Origin of the sequence: Gemmata sp. SH-PL17 (assembly GCF_001610855.1) — a bacterium.
Lineage (GTDB): Bacteria > Planctomycetota > Planctomycetia > Gemmatales > Gemmataceae > Gemmata > Gemmata massiliana.
This window is the reverse complement of the sequence record NZ_CP011271.1, coordinates 3,904,256-3,920,464: the sequence shown is the minus strand read 5'-3', so window position 1 is coordinate 3,920,464 and position 16,209 is coordinate 3,904,256. Positions and strand designations below refer to the sequence as shown.

Here is a 16,209-nt window from a genome sequence, read left to right as displayed (position 1 = left end):
CAGCGCATCGACTTGAACCGATCAGCCGCTATTGTGCAGCGACTCTAATGATTCGGGGGTCATGAGATCGTCCTGTAAAAGAGTGAAGCCACGAACAAGATCACTGCTACCCGCACCAGAAATTCGCCCGAGTTTGGCACAGGATTTCGAGTCCTACCTGTTGGGCACTGTGGCCCTGTCTGCGAAATTGGCACCACCGGGGAATCAGCTCAGTGCATTCGGGCCGCAGAACGGGTTGTGTCGAGTGAGCAAACTGAGCGAAGTTTTCTGCCACCTGTTAGCTCGACTGGTGCCGATTCTGAGTGCGCTCAAGCGGCCGGGGCGAGCGCCGTGAGTAGCAATTCCCGCACGCGGTCGGGGAGTTTATTGAGAGTGGTGCCGTCTCCGGCCTGTGGCAAAAGGGCCTGGTCCCAAAGCCACCGGCGCACGGCGGCGAGCGCGTCCGAGAACGTGGTGACGGTTTTGCCCGGCCATTCCACGCTCCCGGTTCGTTTCGCCTCGGGCCGTGCGTGGAACAGGATCGCTGTCACGGTGTACAACCCGAACAGGCACGGGGCCGCACGCACAACCGTCTTCTCGCGCCACCCGCGGGTCGTCTCCAGGCCCAATTCCGCGCGCCTCTCCTGGAACGTGGTCTCGATGTTCCAGCGACCGCAGTAGTGACCGATCGCGGCCGCCGGCCCCAGGTCCAGGTCGGTGGTGAAGAAGTACTCGTCCCGGTGCGTGCCGGTGGTGTCCCGCACGAACACCCCGCGCACCGGCACCAGCCCGCGACCGGCCTTGTACCAGTGACCGGTGCCGCCGAGGGCTTGGACCGTCCGCGTCCCGCCCCCGTACCACCCGACCTCCAGCCGGGTGAGGGTCGTGGCTGCAGCGACCGCTTGGCGCGGCTTGGGGCACCGGTCGCCCTTGACTCGGGGCCGTCCCTTGCCGGTGTACGGCGAGGGCGGGTCGAACAGGTTCGCGTCCGGGTGTAGCTTGCTGACCAACGTGAGTCGGCCCCGGTGCCGATGACAGAACCGGGCCACGTCGTGGGTTCCGTACCCCGAATCCCCGGCGAACACGAAGGTCCGGTCCGGGAACCGGATCAGCAGGAGCCGCAACAGGCTGCACATGATTCGGGCCGGGGTACGGTGCGGTCGGTTCCGCTTCCGGTCGTCATCCGCGGACCGGTACAGGTCGATGAGTACCGGTAGCGCCCACGGGCGGGTGGCGAACGGGAATTTCACCAGCACGGCCAGCACCACCCACTTGTGCCCGTACCGGAACGCGGTGTACGAGTGGGTCGAGCGCACCGGGTCCCGGTGCCGGGCCTTGCCGTACACGTGCGCCCCCTTGTGCCCGTCAACCGTGTCGTCCCCGACCAACCGCACCGGACCGTCCGGAACGATGTGATCCAGCACGAACCGCATCAACGCGCACCCGAGCGCGAGCCCGGACCAGGGCGCGCGGGAGAGCACCCGGCGGTAGTCGGTGGGGTGCCCCGGGGCCAGGTGCCGGAGCGTGCGGAGCAGGTTCGCCACGGTGCGCCGACCGGTGCTCACAAGCGCACCGACCAACAGAACCGAGAACCGCTGGTACGTGGGGCTCGTGAAGTGCAGCGCGAGCACCTGCACCAGCGCGTGCGCCTCGGGTGGTAGAATCATGGCGGCCGTCCGTGGGCGAGGGCCACGGGAGCTTCAGCAACCCCATGATATTACGGCGGCGTGAAAGATGCTCAATTATGGCTGTTGACTCGGCTCTCACCCGCCGGGCCGTGGATCTGAGAGATCGGAGGTCGTTATGGCTTTGACCTTACCCGATGGCGTGCTTGACGCCCTGCGGTTACGCGCGTTGCGTGCGTGCGAGCGGGGATTCACGCACGCCGATGTCGCGGACATCCTGGGCGTCGCCACCGAAACCGTGTGTCGCTGGTGGGTGGCTTACTCGACGGGCGGCCCGGAAGCTATTCCCCATGAGCGCACCGGGCGCCCACCCGGTTCCGGAGCGGCCTTGTCCGACGAGCACGCGACGCGCATCCAACGACTCATCGACACTACCACTCCCGAGGATCAGGGGCTCACCTTCCCGTTGTGGAGCCGGCGCGCGATTGGTGAGTTGATCCGCACGGATTGCGACGTGTTGCTGGCGGTGCGGACCGTTGGCGAGTACCTGCGGCGCTGGGGATACACGGCCAAGAAGCCCGCGCGGCACGCCGAGAAGCAAGATCCGGAGGAGGTGCGGTTGTGGCTGGAGTACACGTACCCGGCCCTCAAGGCCCGTGCCCGCAAGGAGCGCGCGGAGGTCCACCAGGGCCATTCCTTGTTTCACCTTGTGGGTTTGGGTTGGTGTAGGTAATTGGGGCACCTCGTTCCCGACGGTTCCCGAGATAGCCCATGCCGGCTTGCACACTCCACGAAGCCTTCGCCGCCCTGCCCGAGCCACGCGGCACCCACGGACTCATCCACCCGTTACCCGCGGTCACGGGGTTGGTGGTTCTGGCCATGCTCATGGGGCGCAAGAGCCTTCAGGGGATCGCACGATTCGGACGGCAACACGGAGCACCACTCGCCCACGCACTGGGCTTCCGGCGGGGGAAGACACCCGCCGCGTCCACCCTCTCCCGGACGCTACGCCGCTTCGACGCACCACAACTCGAAGCCACCATCTCCCAATGGATTCGAGATCGCATCGCGCCGCGCGCGTTCGAGCAGATCTCCATCGACGGCAAAACCCTGCGGGGCAGCCGAGATGGTGACGTGCCCGGCCAACACCTCGTTGCCGCTTACGCTCCGGCTGTTGAAGCCGTACTCGCCCAGGTTCGCGTGGGCTCCAAAACCAATGAACACAAGGCGGCTTTGGGGCTGTTGGGGATCCTGCCGCTCCAGGGCCGGGTCGTGGTCGGAGATGCGATGTTCTGCCAGCGCGACGTGGCGGAACAGGTGATCGACAGGGGCGGCGAGTACCTCCTCGTCGTGAAGGACAACCAACCCGGATTGGAGGCCGATATCGAGGGCGGGTTCGCCTTTGAAACCGCCGCCCGAGGGATCGCGGCGGCCACTTCCCCCTGAAGACGTGCTTCTCGGCACCGGCGGACCGAGTCGTCACGACATCGGAGAAAGGGCACGGCCGGATCGAGAAGCGGACGTTGGAGTCGACACCGATCTTGACGGCAGGTCAGAAGTGGAAGGGGCTGAAGCAAGGTCTGCGAATCACGCGCGAGCGGACCGTGAAAGGGAATAGGACGGTGGAGGTGGTGTACGGGATCACAAGCCTATCGATGGAGCGAGCAAACGCGGCGACACTTCGGGCCATTCTCCGTGACCACTGGCAGATCGAAAACGGCTTGCATTACGTTCGGGATGTGACACTGGGCGAGGACGCGTGTCGTGTGCGGAAAGGCACCGCACCGCCGGTCCTGGCCGCGGTGCGCAATGTCGTGATCCACCTGCTGGCCGATGTCGATGCGAAGAGCCGGCCAGAAGCTCTCGAACTCCTCCAACTCGACCCCGCGCGCGCGAGGAACCTTATCGGCATTCCCCAGACTGAATAAAGGAATGGCCCTGGGAGGTCCACTGGTGCGACGAGACTGGGGTCGTGGCCGACCACTGTTCGGGGTATGGGTATGCCAAAAGGGGCGAACGCGCGACGATGGATGTGCCCGATCCGCACATCGGCATCAACATGGTGTCGTCGATCACCAACGAAGGGGCGCTCCGGTTCATGACGTACCCGGGGACCATGACGGGCGAACGATTCGTTGTGTTCTTGGGGCGCCTGCTGCGGACCACGACGGGCAAGATCGTCCTGATCGTGGACCGGTTGAAAGCCCATCAGAGTGGCGTAGTGAAGGAATGGGTGGCGGCGCACGCGGACCGGTTGGAGGTGTTCGAGTTGCCCCGCCGGGCACCGGAACGGAACCCGGACGAGTACCTCAACAACGACGTGAAGAGGGCCGTGACGGAGGACGGGCTGCCGGGCTCCAAGCCGGCGTTGCGTGAGAGACTCCAACACGTCATGCGGACGCTCGGCCACTTGCCCAAACACGTCGTCAGTTACTTCCTCCAACCCTGTGTTCTCTATGCCGCCGCGACGGCTACTTGATTAATGAGTATCTTTCATGCCGCCGTAATACCTCACCACGGACGGCCCTGAGAATCGGCACCAGTCGAGCTCAGGTACGCTGTAAAAACGGATCGAGGCCCTGAGTTGGGTCCATAGACATGTCGCATCCTTGAAGAAGGGCCGGGCGGCCTAGCAACGAGCGGGGCGGGATGCTGGCCCGTTTCGTCGCCCGGCCTTCAGCGGGGGTAATTACTCCCCACTGCCCGGTCGCATGAATGAGTGTAACGTGCAACACCTGGAACGTGAATATCAGCCCATCTCGCTCGCGACCTTGAGCGCGAGCGACAGGTTCTTTTCGGCGTAGATCTCCGTGGTGCTCATGCGCTCGTGGCCGAGCACGGCCTGGGCGCTCTCCAGGTCGTAACGGTGCCGGACCGCGGTCCCGTGCGAGTGCCGGAGCTGGTTCGGCGCCCATTCAGGGATGTGGAACTCCAATTCGACCGCGGCCTCGATGCGTGCCCAGTTCGCTCGCGCCACCGCCCGACGGATCGCGTACCCGTAGCTCTTGTTCGTGTACCGCGCGGCCGGTTTCCGCTCGCCCTCGCGGACGCGCTTGGTCGCGTTCCGCTTCATGTGGCTCGCGTACTTCGGTGTCTTCCGGTTCGCGACGCGCTCGGCGTGGAACCGCTCGACCGACGCGACCGGCGAGAAGTAGAAGTCGGACGGGTTCTTCGGGGCGAACGCGCGGAGCACGGCCTGGGCGCGCGGCCCGATCGCGATGACGCGCTGGCGCCCCTGATAGCTCATCTTGGAGTACGGCGGTCGATACACCCACACCGCGGCGCTGGTGTCGATGTCGCACGGCCGGATCGAGCACACCTCACCGGGGCGCATCCCGGTGAGCCACTGCACCTGGATCATCGCCGCGACGTGCGGGCGCAGGAACGGTAGGGTGGCGACGACGTGCTCCCACTCGACGGGTTGAATCGGTTCCATTTCTGGTGACTCGCTGCGGCCGCGTTGTAAACCACCCACGGTGCCGAGGGCGTGATGTGTGGAGACGGGAACGAGTTGCTCGGAAGCGGCCCACTTGAACGCGCGCCGGACGCGCCCGATGCGCCGGTTCACGAGCGTGCGCGCCCACCGCTTTTTCACCATCTCGGCGCGAACGGCTTTCAGCGCGGTCGGGCCGAAATCTTTCGCGAGGGTGTGGCCGTATAGGGCCTGCAGGATCCGGAACGCCTGCCGGTATTCGGAAATTTCTTGGGTGGGGGTACCGTCGGGACGGCGGTAGTGCTGTTCGGCGTGGCGCCAGAAAGCGAGAAGAATTTGGTCAACGGTCGGTTCAAGGGGACGGGAGACCAGTCCGGCCACAACCGCACCGGAAGCAACTTCCGAAACGACGCGACCGTATTCGGCGCGACTCTCGGGGGAGTTGTAGAGACCGAGGTACACGTCACGACGCTCGCCGGTGGCGGTTCGGATCGTGACGACGGCTTGTCCGGATGGTTTGTGGAGCCGATAGGACGGGATGGGAACGGAGCGGGGCATGCGAAAACCCTATTGCGGTAGACTACCGCAGTTGCAGGCTTTCGGACCGCGCTCCGGAACTGCCCAGAGGTAAGCACTAAACGCTTCGGCTAAAGGACTTACTTCGAGTGGGCAGTCCCGGGGTTGAACCGGGGACCTAGCGATTTTCAGTCGCTCGCTCTACCAACTGAGCTAACTGCCCGAACTGTTTAAAAGCACGTTGCTTTTTGTAGGAATGGTGTGCAGAGACGTCAACTAGGGGCCACTACTTATACCGAATCTCGTTGGTGCTATTGTAGTGGACCCCATTGTCGAGACCAAAACCCGGCGATTCTGAGCTCGACTGGTGCCGATTCTGAGTGCGCTCAAGCGGCCGGGGCGAGTGCGGTGAGCAACAGTTCCCGCACACGTGCGGGGAGTTTATCGAGGTGCGTGTCATCTCCGGCCTGTGGTACAAGGGCTTCGTCCCAGAGCCACCGCCGCACCGCGGCGAGCGCGTCCGAGAACGTGGTGACGGTTTTCCCGGTCCACGTCACCGCGCCGGTCCGCAGAAGCCGGTCCGACGGGCCAAGCAACGGAACCCGGCCGCCATCACCTCGTGGCTCGCCGACGAGTACCCGGCCGCACAAAAAAGTCGCGGCGGACCGCGCCCATCTGGTCCTGATCGACGAGACCGGGTTGTTCCTCAACCCGACCGTCCGACGCTCGTGGTCGTTGATCGGACGCACCCCGGTGATCGGCGGGGACGGTGGGCACCGCAAAAAGATGTCGGTGATCGGCGCGGTCACCGTCTCGCCGCGCGCGCACCGGCTCGGGTTCTACTTCGCCACCGCCGTTGATGGGTACTTCTGTGCCGAGAAAGTAGTTGCCTTCCTCCGGGATCTGCTCGAGCACCTACCGGGGAAGGTGCTCGTGATCTGGGACGGCGGGGGCAACCACAAGGGGCCGGTGATCCGCGCGTTCCTCGCGCGGAACCGGCGGGTGACCCTGGTGCGGCATCCCTTTCAACACAGGCGTGTGATCCGTAATAGCCTACGGGGGTAGATGTTGCGTGGGCATGATGAGGAGCACGGATGTTGCTGGATGCGGTCCTTGAGCGATTCATCGCCCACAGCCCGATGGCGGTTGCGATCCGGGGTGCGTTTGAGTACGCGCTCGATCCCGGGCACCTGGATGACCTGTTCGTGCGCATCGCCGGGGATCGGGACGACCGCGAGCTCCTGTTCTCCACATGCGTCGATCTGATGGCCACGGTCGTGTGCCGGGTGAAGCCCTCGGCCCACGCCGCGTACCAAGCGGACGACCACCTGCCGGTGTCCGTTTCGGCCGTGTACGCCCGCCTGGCCCGGGTTCCGACCGCCGCCGGACGGGAACGGGTGCAACACACGGCCGAGCGGTTGGGGCCGGTCATCCGGGCGATGGGCGGAGCGGAAGTGGAACCGCTTCCCGGGTATCGAGTAAAGGTGCTCGATGGGAATCACCTGAGCAAGACCCAGCGGCGCCTCAAGCCGTTGCGGGACGTGATCGCCGGGCCGTTGCCGGGGCAGGCCCTGGTGGTCCTTGACCCGGCTCTCGGGTTGGCCATCGACGTGATCCCGTGTGAGGACGCCCACGCCCAGGAGCGGTCCCTGCTCGACCCGATCCTGGCGACGGTGGATGAGAACGACGTGTGGGTCGCGGATCGGAACTTTTGCACCACCGGGTTCCTGTTCGGGATCGCCCGACGGAACGGCTCGTTCGTGATCCGGCGGCACGCCGCGACCCTGAGTTGGGACCGGGAATCGGACTGGGTCGAGGTGGGTCGGACCGACACCGGAGCGCTCGCCGAGCAGACGATTTGGCTGACCGAGCCGAGCGGGGCCGAGTTGGCGGTGCGCCGGGTGCGGCTCACGTTGGACCACCCGACCCGTGATGGGGACGAGGTCATCGAGGTGCTGACGAACCTGCCGGCCCGGGCGGCGACCGGGGCACGAGTGGTCGAGCTGTACCGGGGGCGTTGGTCGGTCGAGGGGCTGTTCCTGCGGTTGACAACGGTGCTCCGGTGCGAGGTGAACGCGCTCGGTTATCCGCCGGCCGCATTGTTCGGGTTCTGCGTGGCGTTGGCCGCGGGGAACGTGTACGCGGGTGTGAAAGGAGCGTTGCGGGCGGCCCACGGCGCGGGGCGCGCGGACGGGGTCTCGGATTACCACTTGGCGTTGGAGGTATCGGGCGCGTGCCCGGGGTTGTGGATCGCGGTCCCGGCCGAAGCGTGGGTCGAGATCGGCGTATGGTCGGTCGGCCGGATGGCCGAATGGCTGGTGGGGTTGGCTCGAGGTGCGAACCTGGGGCGATATCGGAAAGCCACGCGGGGACCGAAGAAACCGCGCCCACCCCGCACCCGGTTCCCCGACGCCAAACACGTCGCCACATCACGACTACTCAACGATGAACAGACGTGATGCATTGAAAGGGATGCCCTGGTGCGGCTACCCGCGTACGCCCCGGACCTGAACCCGGTCGAGGTCGTGTGGTCCTGGCTCAAGTGGGGTCGGCTGGTCAACTTCGTCCCCGACCACCTGACCGAGTTGGACGACTGGGCGGTCGAATACCTGGTCCAGTTGAAGTTCGACCCGAAGTTGTTGAGGGCGTTATGGGAGCGGTCTGACCTGCCGTTCCCGACACCTAGAATCAAACAACCCTGACTACCTGCGATTCAGTAGCGTTGTCGTGAACCGGCCCGGCTTCAATTCGGCCCCAGAAGCATCTGGGGAGAGACCGAGGGCGGGACAAAGGTCAACGTGTGCGAGCGCCGGTGGACTTCAATTCGGCCCCAGATGTATCTGGGGAGAGACACGGCGTTTGCGGGCACAACGGTGATTAGTGGGAGACTTCAATTCGGCCCCAGATGTATCTGGGGAGAGACGCGCGCCGAGCGTCGTCACGTCGGCCCCGCCCGTGCGGCTTCAATTCGGCCCCAGATGTATCTGGGGAGAGACCGGTCCTTGATGTATGTCATTGGGACGTGTCTCATTGCTTCAATTCGGCCCCAGATGTATCTGGGGAGAGACTTGCCATAGCCCGATGATGCGCGCCGCCGGGGGAAGCTTCAATTCGGCCCCAGATGTATCTGGGGAGAGACGGCGGTAACTCAAACACAAGGGAAAGTAATGCCCGCGACGCTTCAATTCGGCCCCAGATGTATCTGGGGAGAGACCAGTTACGGGAGCGACCACCCGGAAGCCCCCCGACTGGCTTCAATTCGGCCCCAGATGTATCTGGGGAGAGACACGGTGGCGGACCGGTGCCAGCGGCGCGGCCGGAAGCGCTTCAATTCGGCCCCAGATGTATCTGGGGAGAGACGTGCAGATTACTCAGTTCAAACGCTTTGCTCTTACGATTGCTTCAATTCGGCCCCAGATGTATCTGGGGAGAGACCGCGCTGTCGTTCGCGGACCGGTCGCACCTCGTGAAGCTTCAATTCGGCCCCAGATGTATCTGGGGAGAGACCAGGCCCGCGGTGTTGAGAGGCCGGTTGTACGCCTTGCTTCAATTCGGCCCCAGATGTATCTGGGGAGAGACGGCCCGACTGCCGGCGGCTGGGGCACACGCGAGTTAACCCGCTTCAATTCGGCCCCAGATGTATCTGGGGAGAGACAAGGGCTGGCTCGCCTGATTCAGATTCAGGACGAAGTGCTTCAATTCGGCCCCAGATGTATCTGGGGAGAGACTCCCGACGTGGAAGCGGATGTGCGTGTGCATCCTGAAGCTTCAATTCGGCCCCAGATGTATCTGGGGAGAGACCACGAGCCCAGAGGTTGCGCGAACGGGAACCGGACCAGCTTCAATTCGGCCCCAGATGTATCTGGGGAGAGACCACAACCCGCACACCCGAGACAGTGCGCCCAGGAAGCTTCAATTCGGCCCCAGATGTATCTGGGGAGAGACCCGGGGCCTCGGTCCTCGACACCGCGTTCGAGCTCGGCTTCAATTCGGCCCCAGATGTATCTGGGGAGAGACACTCCGGTGTGCTGCCCGATCACGAGGTGCCGCGAGGTCGTGCTTCAATTCGGCCCCAGATGTATCTGGGGAGAGACACGACGATCATTCCCGCTGACGGTTGCCCCATTTGCTGGCTTCAATTCGGCCCCAGATGTATCTGGGGAGAGACTCCTCCGTCGACGTGATGTTCTTCGACGGAACTGCCACGCTTCAATTCGGCCCCAGATGTATCTGGGGAGAGACTCCGAGTGACCCTTACGGAGAAACCTTGTGCGCTACGCTTCAATTCGGCCCCAGATGTATCTGGGGAGAGACGAACTGGTCGGCCGTGTGCCGGATCTCCGATGCGATGCTTCAATTCGGCCCCAGATGTATCTGGGGAGAGACCGAATTCGGGGCGGATTACAAGTTCCCGTTTTTCGTGCTTCAATTCGGCCCCAGATGTATCTGGGGAGAGACGGTCGTCTCGACGGCGATCGAGGGCTGGCGGGACCAGCTTCAATTCGGCCCCAGATGTATCTGGGGAGAGACTACCGACGTCAATCCCGTCGATCACCGCGGGGGCCAGCTTCAATTCGGCCCCAGATGTATCTGGGGAGAGACGACCGTGCTCGCCAGCGACAAGGACGACGTTGAGGCGCTTCAATTCGGCCCCAGATGTATCTGGGGAGAGACTCAAGCAGCAACGGCAGCAGAAGCAAGGAAAGCGAGCTTCAATTCGGCCCCAGATGTATCTGGGGAGAGACGGCGCTCGCACAGGTCTCCGAGTGGTCCCCCGACCTGCTTCAATTCGGCCCCAGATGTATCTGGGGAGAGACGGTATGGGGGCGCGCCACCCGGACGCGCAAAAGGCACTTGCGCTTCAATTCGGCCCCAGATGTATCTGGGGAGAGACATGGCGAGCACGATCCGGCACAACCGCGCCCGCGGCATTAGGCTTCAATTCGGCCCCAGATGTATCTGGGGAGAGACTACTGTCTGTTTTGGCCCCGCCGAAGCCCATCAAGTGGCTTCAATTCGGCCCCAGATGTATCTGGGGAGAGACGAATCGGTCAAGCGCCGGTTCCGTCTTCGTCAGTCCCCAGCGCTTCAATTCGGCCCCAGATGTATCTGGGGAGAGACTTCTTTTTGGCCACCTTGCGTCTCCTATCGCTTAGAGCTTCAATTCGGCCCCAGATGTATCTGGGGAGAGACGCGAGCGCGGCCGCAGTTTGGGGCGCATCCAGGCGCGGCTTCAATTCGGCCCCAGATGTATCTGGGGAGAGACCTTGTGGACCTTGATTGGCCGCACCTCACCGAGCAGGTGCTTCAATTCGGCCCCAGATGTATCTGGGGAGAGACGAGTCGACGTGGCGATCACGAACTGCGCCCCCTAACGAGGCTTCAATTCGGCCCCAGATGTATCTGGGGAGAGACTGCCGGTGGTGGCGAGAACACGCGCTGGCCCCTTTCGGCTTCAATTCGGCCCCAGATGTATCTGGGGAGAGACGGTCGCACTGGCCGGGTACGAGGAGCAGGTGCCCGTGCTTCAATTCGGCCCCAGATGTATCTGGGGAGAGACTGGACAAACTGGGAGTGGCAGCGGAGCGGGCTTCGGCTTCAATTCGGCCCCAGATGTATCTGGGGAGAGACTCGGCCCCTCGGTCCTGCGGCGCGAGGACGTTGCTTCAATTCGGCCCCAGATGTATCTGGGGAGAGACGTACTCGACTTCGTGCTGTTCCAGCGCGCCGACGCGGCTTCAATTCGGCCCCAGATGTATCTGGGGAGAGACGGAACGACGTCGTGCTCCTGGTCACCCCGGACAACCCGCTTCAATTCGGCCCCAGATGTATCTGGGGAGAGACGCAACTCGCCCAGCTGGAGCGCGACCAGGCCGCCAAGGCTTCAATTCGGCCCCAGATGTATCTGGGGAGAGACTGGTCGCAACCCGTACAAGCCGGAGATGGTTGCAACGCTTCAATTCGGCCCCAGATGTGTCTGGGGAGAGACCAGTTCGCGCGAGGAACAGGCGTTCCGCGACGAACTGCTGCTTCAATTCGGCCCCAGATGTATCTGGGGAGAGACCAGGTATTCCCGTCGCGTCTTCAGGTCGCGTATAGCCTCGGCGCTTCAATTCGGCCCCAGATGTATCTGGGGAGAGACCGTCGCGCCGGGCGCCGCGGCCCCGTTCACGTCCCCGCTTCAATTCGGCCCCAGATGTATCTGGGGAGAGACCACTGAAGTTAGGGAGGAGAGCTTACGGGTGCGAGTTGCTTCAATTCGGCCCCAGATGTATCTGGGGAGAGACCTCAAGCAGTCGCTCGGCTGCGCAATCTCGGGTACATGCTTCAATTCGGCCCCAGATGTATCTGGGGAGAGACCGCCCTGCTGTTGCACCTCAGACTCGGAGCCGAGGCTTCAATTCGGCCCCAGATGTATCTGGGGAGAGACCTGGAGGTAAGCGCGGACGTTCAGCGGCAGAGGATCAAGCTTCAATTCGGCCCCAGATGTATCTGGGGAGAGACCCAGCGGTCGTTCTCGTTCCAGCGCACCGTGGTCCGGGCTTCAATTCGGCCCCAGATGTATCTGGGGAGAGACCTGGGTGTGCTGGATTCGCGCACCGGAGACGACCACGCTTCAATTCGGCCCCAGATGTATCTGGGGAGAGACATGCCTGGACTTCGGGCCGGTCCGGACGCAGGCGGTGGCTTCAATTCGGCCCCAGATGTATCTGGGGAGAGACGACCTGACCGTTATGAACGTGATGGGCGGGGAGCTGCTTCAATTCGGCCCCAGATGTATCTGGGGAGAGACATGGACCAGAGGGTTGTCACCGGGTTCCAGTACGAGCTTCAATTCGGCCCCAGATGTATCTGGGGAGAGACCTGTCTAGAGATGGCCGAACCCGAACCCGCCAGAGGGCTTCAATTCGGCCCCAGATGTATCTGGGGAGAGACGGTCCGCGCCCTGACACGTCGGGAAGCCACCGCCAGCAGCTTCAATTCGGCCCCAGATGTATCTGGGGAGAGACGACCACGCGCTTGCCACTTTCGGAACCACAGTCGGAGCTTCAATTCGGCCCCAGATGTATCTGGGGAGAGACGATGATCGACTGCCCCGCGATCAGCTCGGCCAGCAGGCTTCAATTCGGCCCCAGATGTATCTGGGGAGAGACTTACATCTCACAGCAGAGAACGACGTGATAATGAAGCTTCAATTCGGCCCCAGATGTATCTGGGGAGAGACAAGACAAGGTTCTGTACGACGAAGCGGCTGGTGATTGGCTTCAATTCGGCCCCAGATGTATCTGGGGAGAGACGGAAGGCAACAAGAAGTCCGCGGAAGCGCAACAAGCCGCTTCAATTCGGCCCCAGATGTATCTGGGGAGAGACCTGTCCCTGTGTATGTGCTTAGCTCTACGGTAGGAAGCTTCAATTCGGCCCCAGATGTATCTGGGGAGAGACCGAACTAATTGAAGAGAGTTGTAAGGAATGGCTCAAGCTTCAATTCGGCCCCAGATGTATCTGGGGAGAGACGCATGCCGAGCAGATGTCGATTATGAGGAATGGCTGGCTTCAATTCGGCCCCAGATGTATCTGGGGAGAGACCCCCCACTATCAACCACTTCCCATCCTATATAGTCGCTTCAATTCGGCCCCAGATGTATCTGGGGAGAGACGCCCATCCGTCTTGAATGAGGGTGATGGTGGAGGAACCGCTTCAATTCGGCCCCAGATGTATCTGGGGAGAGACAGACGAATGTTTCACCTGATGGGCTTCGGCGGGGCCAGCTTCAATTCGGCCCCAGATGTATCTGGGGAGAGACAGCGCAAGAAGGAGATAGAGAAACAGCAGAAGGAGTTGGAGCTTCAATTCGGCCCCAGATGTATCTGGGGAGAGACGTAGCATTGACAAAGAGCTAGACGACCGTGGGTACGGCTTCAATTCGGCCCCAGATGTATCTGGGGAGAGACGAGTGCGGCCCGGCATGTCGATGTCATCACGGGCCATCGCTTCAATTCGGCCCAGATGTATCTGGGGAGAGACGCAACCTGGGAGACTGGGGACAGTTCGACCAGATTGCGGCTTCAATTCGGCCCCAGATGTATCTGGGGAGAGACTACGTTCCAGCCGACCATAGGCAGCGCCCCGTGCTCGCTTCAATTCGGCCCCAGATGTATCTGGGGAGAGACGCGGCCCGGCATGTCGATGTCATCACGGGCCATCGCGCTTCAATTCGGCCCCAGATGTATCTGGGGAGAGACCTAGTCTGGGCATGATGCCCTTCCGAGCGAGAAGGGGGCTTCAATTCGGCCCCAGATGTATCTGGGGAGAGACCTATCCTCGATGTGAGAAAGGTTAGAGGAGGTTCAGCAGCTTCAATTCGGCCCCAGATGTATCTGGGGAGAGACTCAAAGAAGACTTGTAAGAACGAAGCGGCACCAAACAGGCTTCAATTCGGCCCCAGATGTATCTGGGGAGAGACGCAACACGTTATGGGCACTCGCCGAAGACCAAAACGAGCTTCAATTCGGCCCCAGATGTATCTGGGGAGAGACGCGATCGGGTCACGCTCGAAGAACTCGCCGAAAAGCTTCAATTCGGCCCCAGATGTATCTGGGGAGAGACCCTGAAAGACGTGGACTGAAAAGAACTGGCCGGAAGGCTTCAATTCGGCCCCAGATGTATCTGGGGAGAGACTTGAGGGGCGTGCCGAGATTCTCGAAAGTCGCGCCGCTTCAATTCGGCCCCAGATGTATCTGGGGAGAGACCAAGCCGGCCGAACTGGAACAGACCTACAAGACCATGCTTCAATTCGGCCCCAGATGTATCTGGGGAGAGACCCCGAGCAGCTCCTTCGACTGGTCCTCGGTCGGCGCGCTTCAATTCGGCCCCAGATGTATCTGGGGAGAGACGCACCGTCTTCGTCGCGGTGTACCCGTCCGAGATCAGCTTCAATTCGGCCCCAGATGTATCTGGGGAGAGACCCGGCCCCGGCCGTCGTCCGAGGAGAAGATCCCGACGCTTCAATTCGGCCCCAGATGTATCTGGGGAGAGACCTGGATGCCGCCGTACGGGACGTGGTGGGACTGCCGGGTCGCTTCAATTCGGCCCCAGATGTATCTGGGGAGAGACGAAGACCCACGTTTACCACTTCACGCACCGCGACATGGCTTCAATTCGGCCCCAGATGTATCTGGGGAGAGACGTGAGGACGGCGAGGTAACGGAGAGCGAGAACCGCGACGGGGCTTCAATTCGGCCCCAGATGTATCTGGGGAGAGACGCCGCCAACCTTAACGCCCTGCCCTTCTTTGGCGGGGCTTCAATTCGGCCCCAGATGTATCTGGGGAGAGACTCAATGTAAATAGGAACCGTCAAACATGGTAGGACCGCTTCAATTCGGCCCCAGATGTATCTGGGGAGAGACTACCTTTATTCTCTTTATCCGCTTGTGGGGAAGGTTAAGCTTCAATTCGGCCCCAGATGTATCTGGGGAGAGACAACGAACCGACGGCACCCACGCCGATGCCCGCGAGGCTTCAATTCGGCCCCAGATGTATCTGGGGAGAGACTTTTACTTTTACTCTGTTAGTCAGTTCCCCCCAAAGCTTCAATTCGGCCCCAGATGTATCTGGGGAGAGACGTTGCTGATGTTTTTCGAAAAGAAGAAAAAATTAAAGTAGATGCTTCAATTCGGCCCCAGATGTATCTGGGGAGAGACTTGGATCAAGAGTTAGAATTCATCCAGTTCCATTTAGCTTCAATTCGGCCCCAGATGTATCTGGGGAGAGACAAACTAAACGGGAGCCGATCCTCACTCGGTGCACCGGCTTCAATTCGGCCCCAGATGTATCTGGGGAGAGACTCGATTCAGATGTTATGTCCACTACAACCCGATCTGGCTTCAATTCGGCCCCAGATGTATCTGGGGAGAGACCCCGCGTCGCGAGCCGGATCTTGTGCGGCACCGTGTACGCTTCAATTCGGCCCCAGATGTATCTGGGGAGAGACACCGCGCCTAGCCCCGTTTGGGGAACGCTGAGTAGAGCTTCAATTCGGCCCCAGATGTATCTGGGGAGAGACGTGATTGCAGCACCAGGGCCGAGAGTTGAACTCGGGCTTCAATTCGGCCCCAGATGTATCTGGGGAGAGACACGAGGGTAATGAGTGCGGCGAGCAGCCTTTCCCGGTGCTTCAATTCGGCCCCAGATGTATCTGGGGAGAGACCTCGTTCACCTCGCGACCGGTTCCAAGGTCGAAGCTGCTTCAATTCGGCCCCAGATGTATCTGGGGAGAGACTTGTCTTCTCGCCGCTCCCAAAATACCGTTCGCACCTGCTTCAATTCGGCCCCAGATGTATCTGGGGAGAGACGCGGGTCCGAGGCGCTCGCGGACCACATCGAGTACCCAGCTTCAATTCGGCCCCAGATGTATCTGGGGAGAGACCATCTTTTGCAATATAGACCCTAGCAGGTCTAGGAGAGCTTCAATTCGGCCCCAGATGTATCTGGGGAGAGACCAAAAATTTGAACAGAGACTACATCAATGCTGCTTATGCTTCAATTCGGCCCCAGATGTATCTGGGGAGAGACTCGGTGCCGTTCACCGGGTTCATCAAACACGCGAAGCTTCAATTCGGCCCCAGATGTATCTGGGGAGAGACACGTTCAGTTT

Annotated in this window: 10 protein-coding genes, 1 tRNA gene and 2 CRISPR repeat arrays (1 of these 13 running past the window's edge); of the genes, 7 read left to right on the top strand and 4 right to left on the bottom strand. The window is 61.8% G+C overall.

Annotated features, from left to right (window positions below):
• Positions 1-308: 308 nt before the first annotated feature.
• Positions 309-1,646, bottom strand: a complete 1,338-nt coding sequence (locus tag VT84_RS16335) for a transposase (RefSeq protein WP_082838128.1) — start codon at positions 1,644-1,646, stop codon at positions 309-311.
• Positions 1,647-1,782: 136 nt separating this feature from the next.
• Here VT84_RS16335 and VT84_RS16330 point away from each other — a divergent pair, with 136 nt between their 5' ends.
• From VT84_RS16330 to VT84_RS16315, 4 genes are all read left to right on the top strand, one after another.
• Entirely contained in the window at positions 1,783-2,337 is a 555-nt protein-coding gene (locus VT84_RS16330) for a winged helix-turn-helix domain-containing protein (protein ID WP_082840278.1), read from the top strand.
• A 38-nt stretch (positions 2,338-2,375) separates the two neighbouring features.
• Entirely contained in the window at positions 2,376-3,050 is a 675-nt protein-coding gene (locus VT84_RS16325) for an ISAs1 family transposase (RefSeq protein ID WP_052554838.1), read from the top strand.
• A 77-nt stretch (positions 3,051-3,127) separates the two neighbouring features.
• Entirely contained in the window at positions 3,128-3,532 is a 405-nt protein-coding gene (locus tag VT84_RS16320) for an ISAs1 family transposase (protein WP_082840277.1), read from the top strand.
• Positions 3,529-4,083 (top strand): transposase, encoded by a 555-nt coding sequence (locus VT84_RS16315; RefSeq protein WP_082840276.1) that lies wholly within the window; start codon positions 3,529-3,531, stop codon positions 4,081-4,083. The genes VT84_RS16320 and VT84_RS16315 overlap by 4 nt, the downstream gene beginning before the upstream one ends.
• 270 nt (positions 4,084-4,353) lie before the next feature.
• On the opposite strand, the gene VT84_RS16310 is transcribed toward VT84_RS16315, so the two are convergent.
• The 3 genes from VT84_RS16310 to VT84_RS38580 all read right to left on the bottom strand — a co-directional run bounded on the left by VT84_RS16310 (position 4,354) and on the right by VT84_RS38580 (position 6,110).
• Positions 4,354-5,595, bottom strand: a complete 1,242-nt coding sequence (locus VT84_RS16310) for a tyrosine-type recombinase/integrase (RefSeq protein ID WP_082840275.1) — start codon at positions 5,593-5,595, stop codon at positions 4,354-4,356.
• Between the two features lie 108 nt (positions 5,596-5,703).
• Positions 5,704-5,776 (bottom strand) — tRNA-Phe (locus VT84_RS16305).
• A gap of 163 nt (positions 5,777-5,939) precedes the next feature.
• A complete protein-coding gene (locus VT84_RS38580) occupies positions 5,940-6,110 on the bottom strand; it encodes a hypothetical protein (protein WP_204249769.1) in 171 nt (56 codons plus the stop codon).
• On the opposite strand from VT84_RS38580, the gene VT84_RS16300 reads away from it, so the two are divergent.
• Genes VT84_RS16300 through VT84_RS42280 form a run of 3 tightly spaced genes read left to right on the top strand, consistent with a single transcriptional unit; the run spans position 6,085 to position 8,255 of the window.
• Positions 6,085-6,618 (top strand): transposase, encoded by a 534-nt coding sequence (locus tag VT84_RS16300; RefSeq protein ID WP_204249768.1) that lies wholly within the window; start codon positions 6,085-6,087, stop codon positions 6,616-6,618. The genes VT84_RS38580 and VT84_RS16300 overlap by 26 nt on opposite strands.
• A 29-nt stretch (positions 6,619-6,647) precedes the next feature.
• Positions 6,648-8,012, top strand: coding sequence for a transposase (locus VT84_RS16295; RefSeq protein ID WP_082839639.1), 1,365 nt, complete (start codon positions 6,648-6,650; stop codon positions 8,010-8,012).
• A 21-nt stretch (positions 8,013-8,033) separates the two neighbouring features.
• Positions 8,034-8,255 carry a hypothetical protein gene (locus VT84_RS42280; protein WP_082840273.1) on the top strand — a complete coding sequence of 74 codons (222 nt, stop codon included), beginning with the start codon at positions 8,034-8,036 and terminating at the stop codon, positions 8,253-8,255.
• Between the two features lie 38 nt (positions 8,256-8,293).
• A CRISPR array of direct repeats spans positions 8,294-13,506; the repeat unit is 36 nt; unit sequence GCTTCAATTCGGCCCCAGATGTATCTGGGGAGAGAC.
• Between the two features lie 110 nt (positions 13,507-13,616).
• A CRISPR array of direct repeats spans positions 13,617-16,209; the repeat unit is 36 nt; unit sequence GCTTCAATTCGGCCCCAGATGTATCTGGGGAGAGAC; it runs 641 nt beyond the window's last position.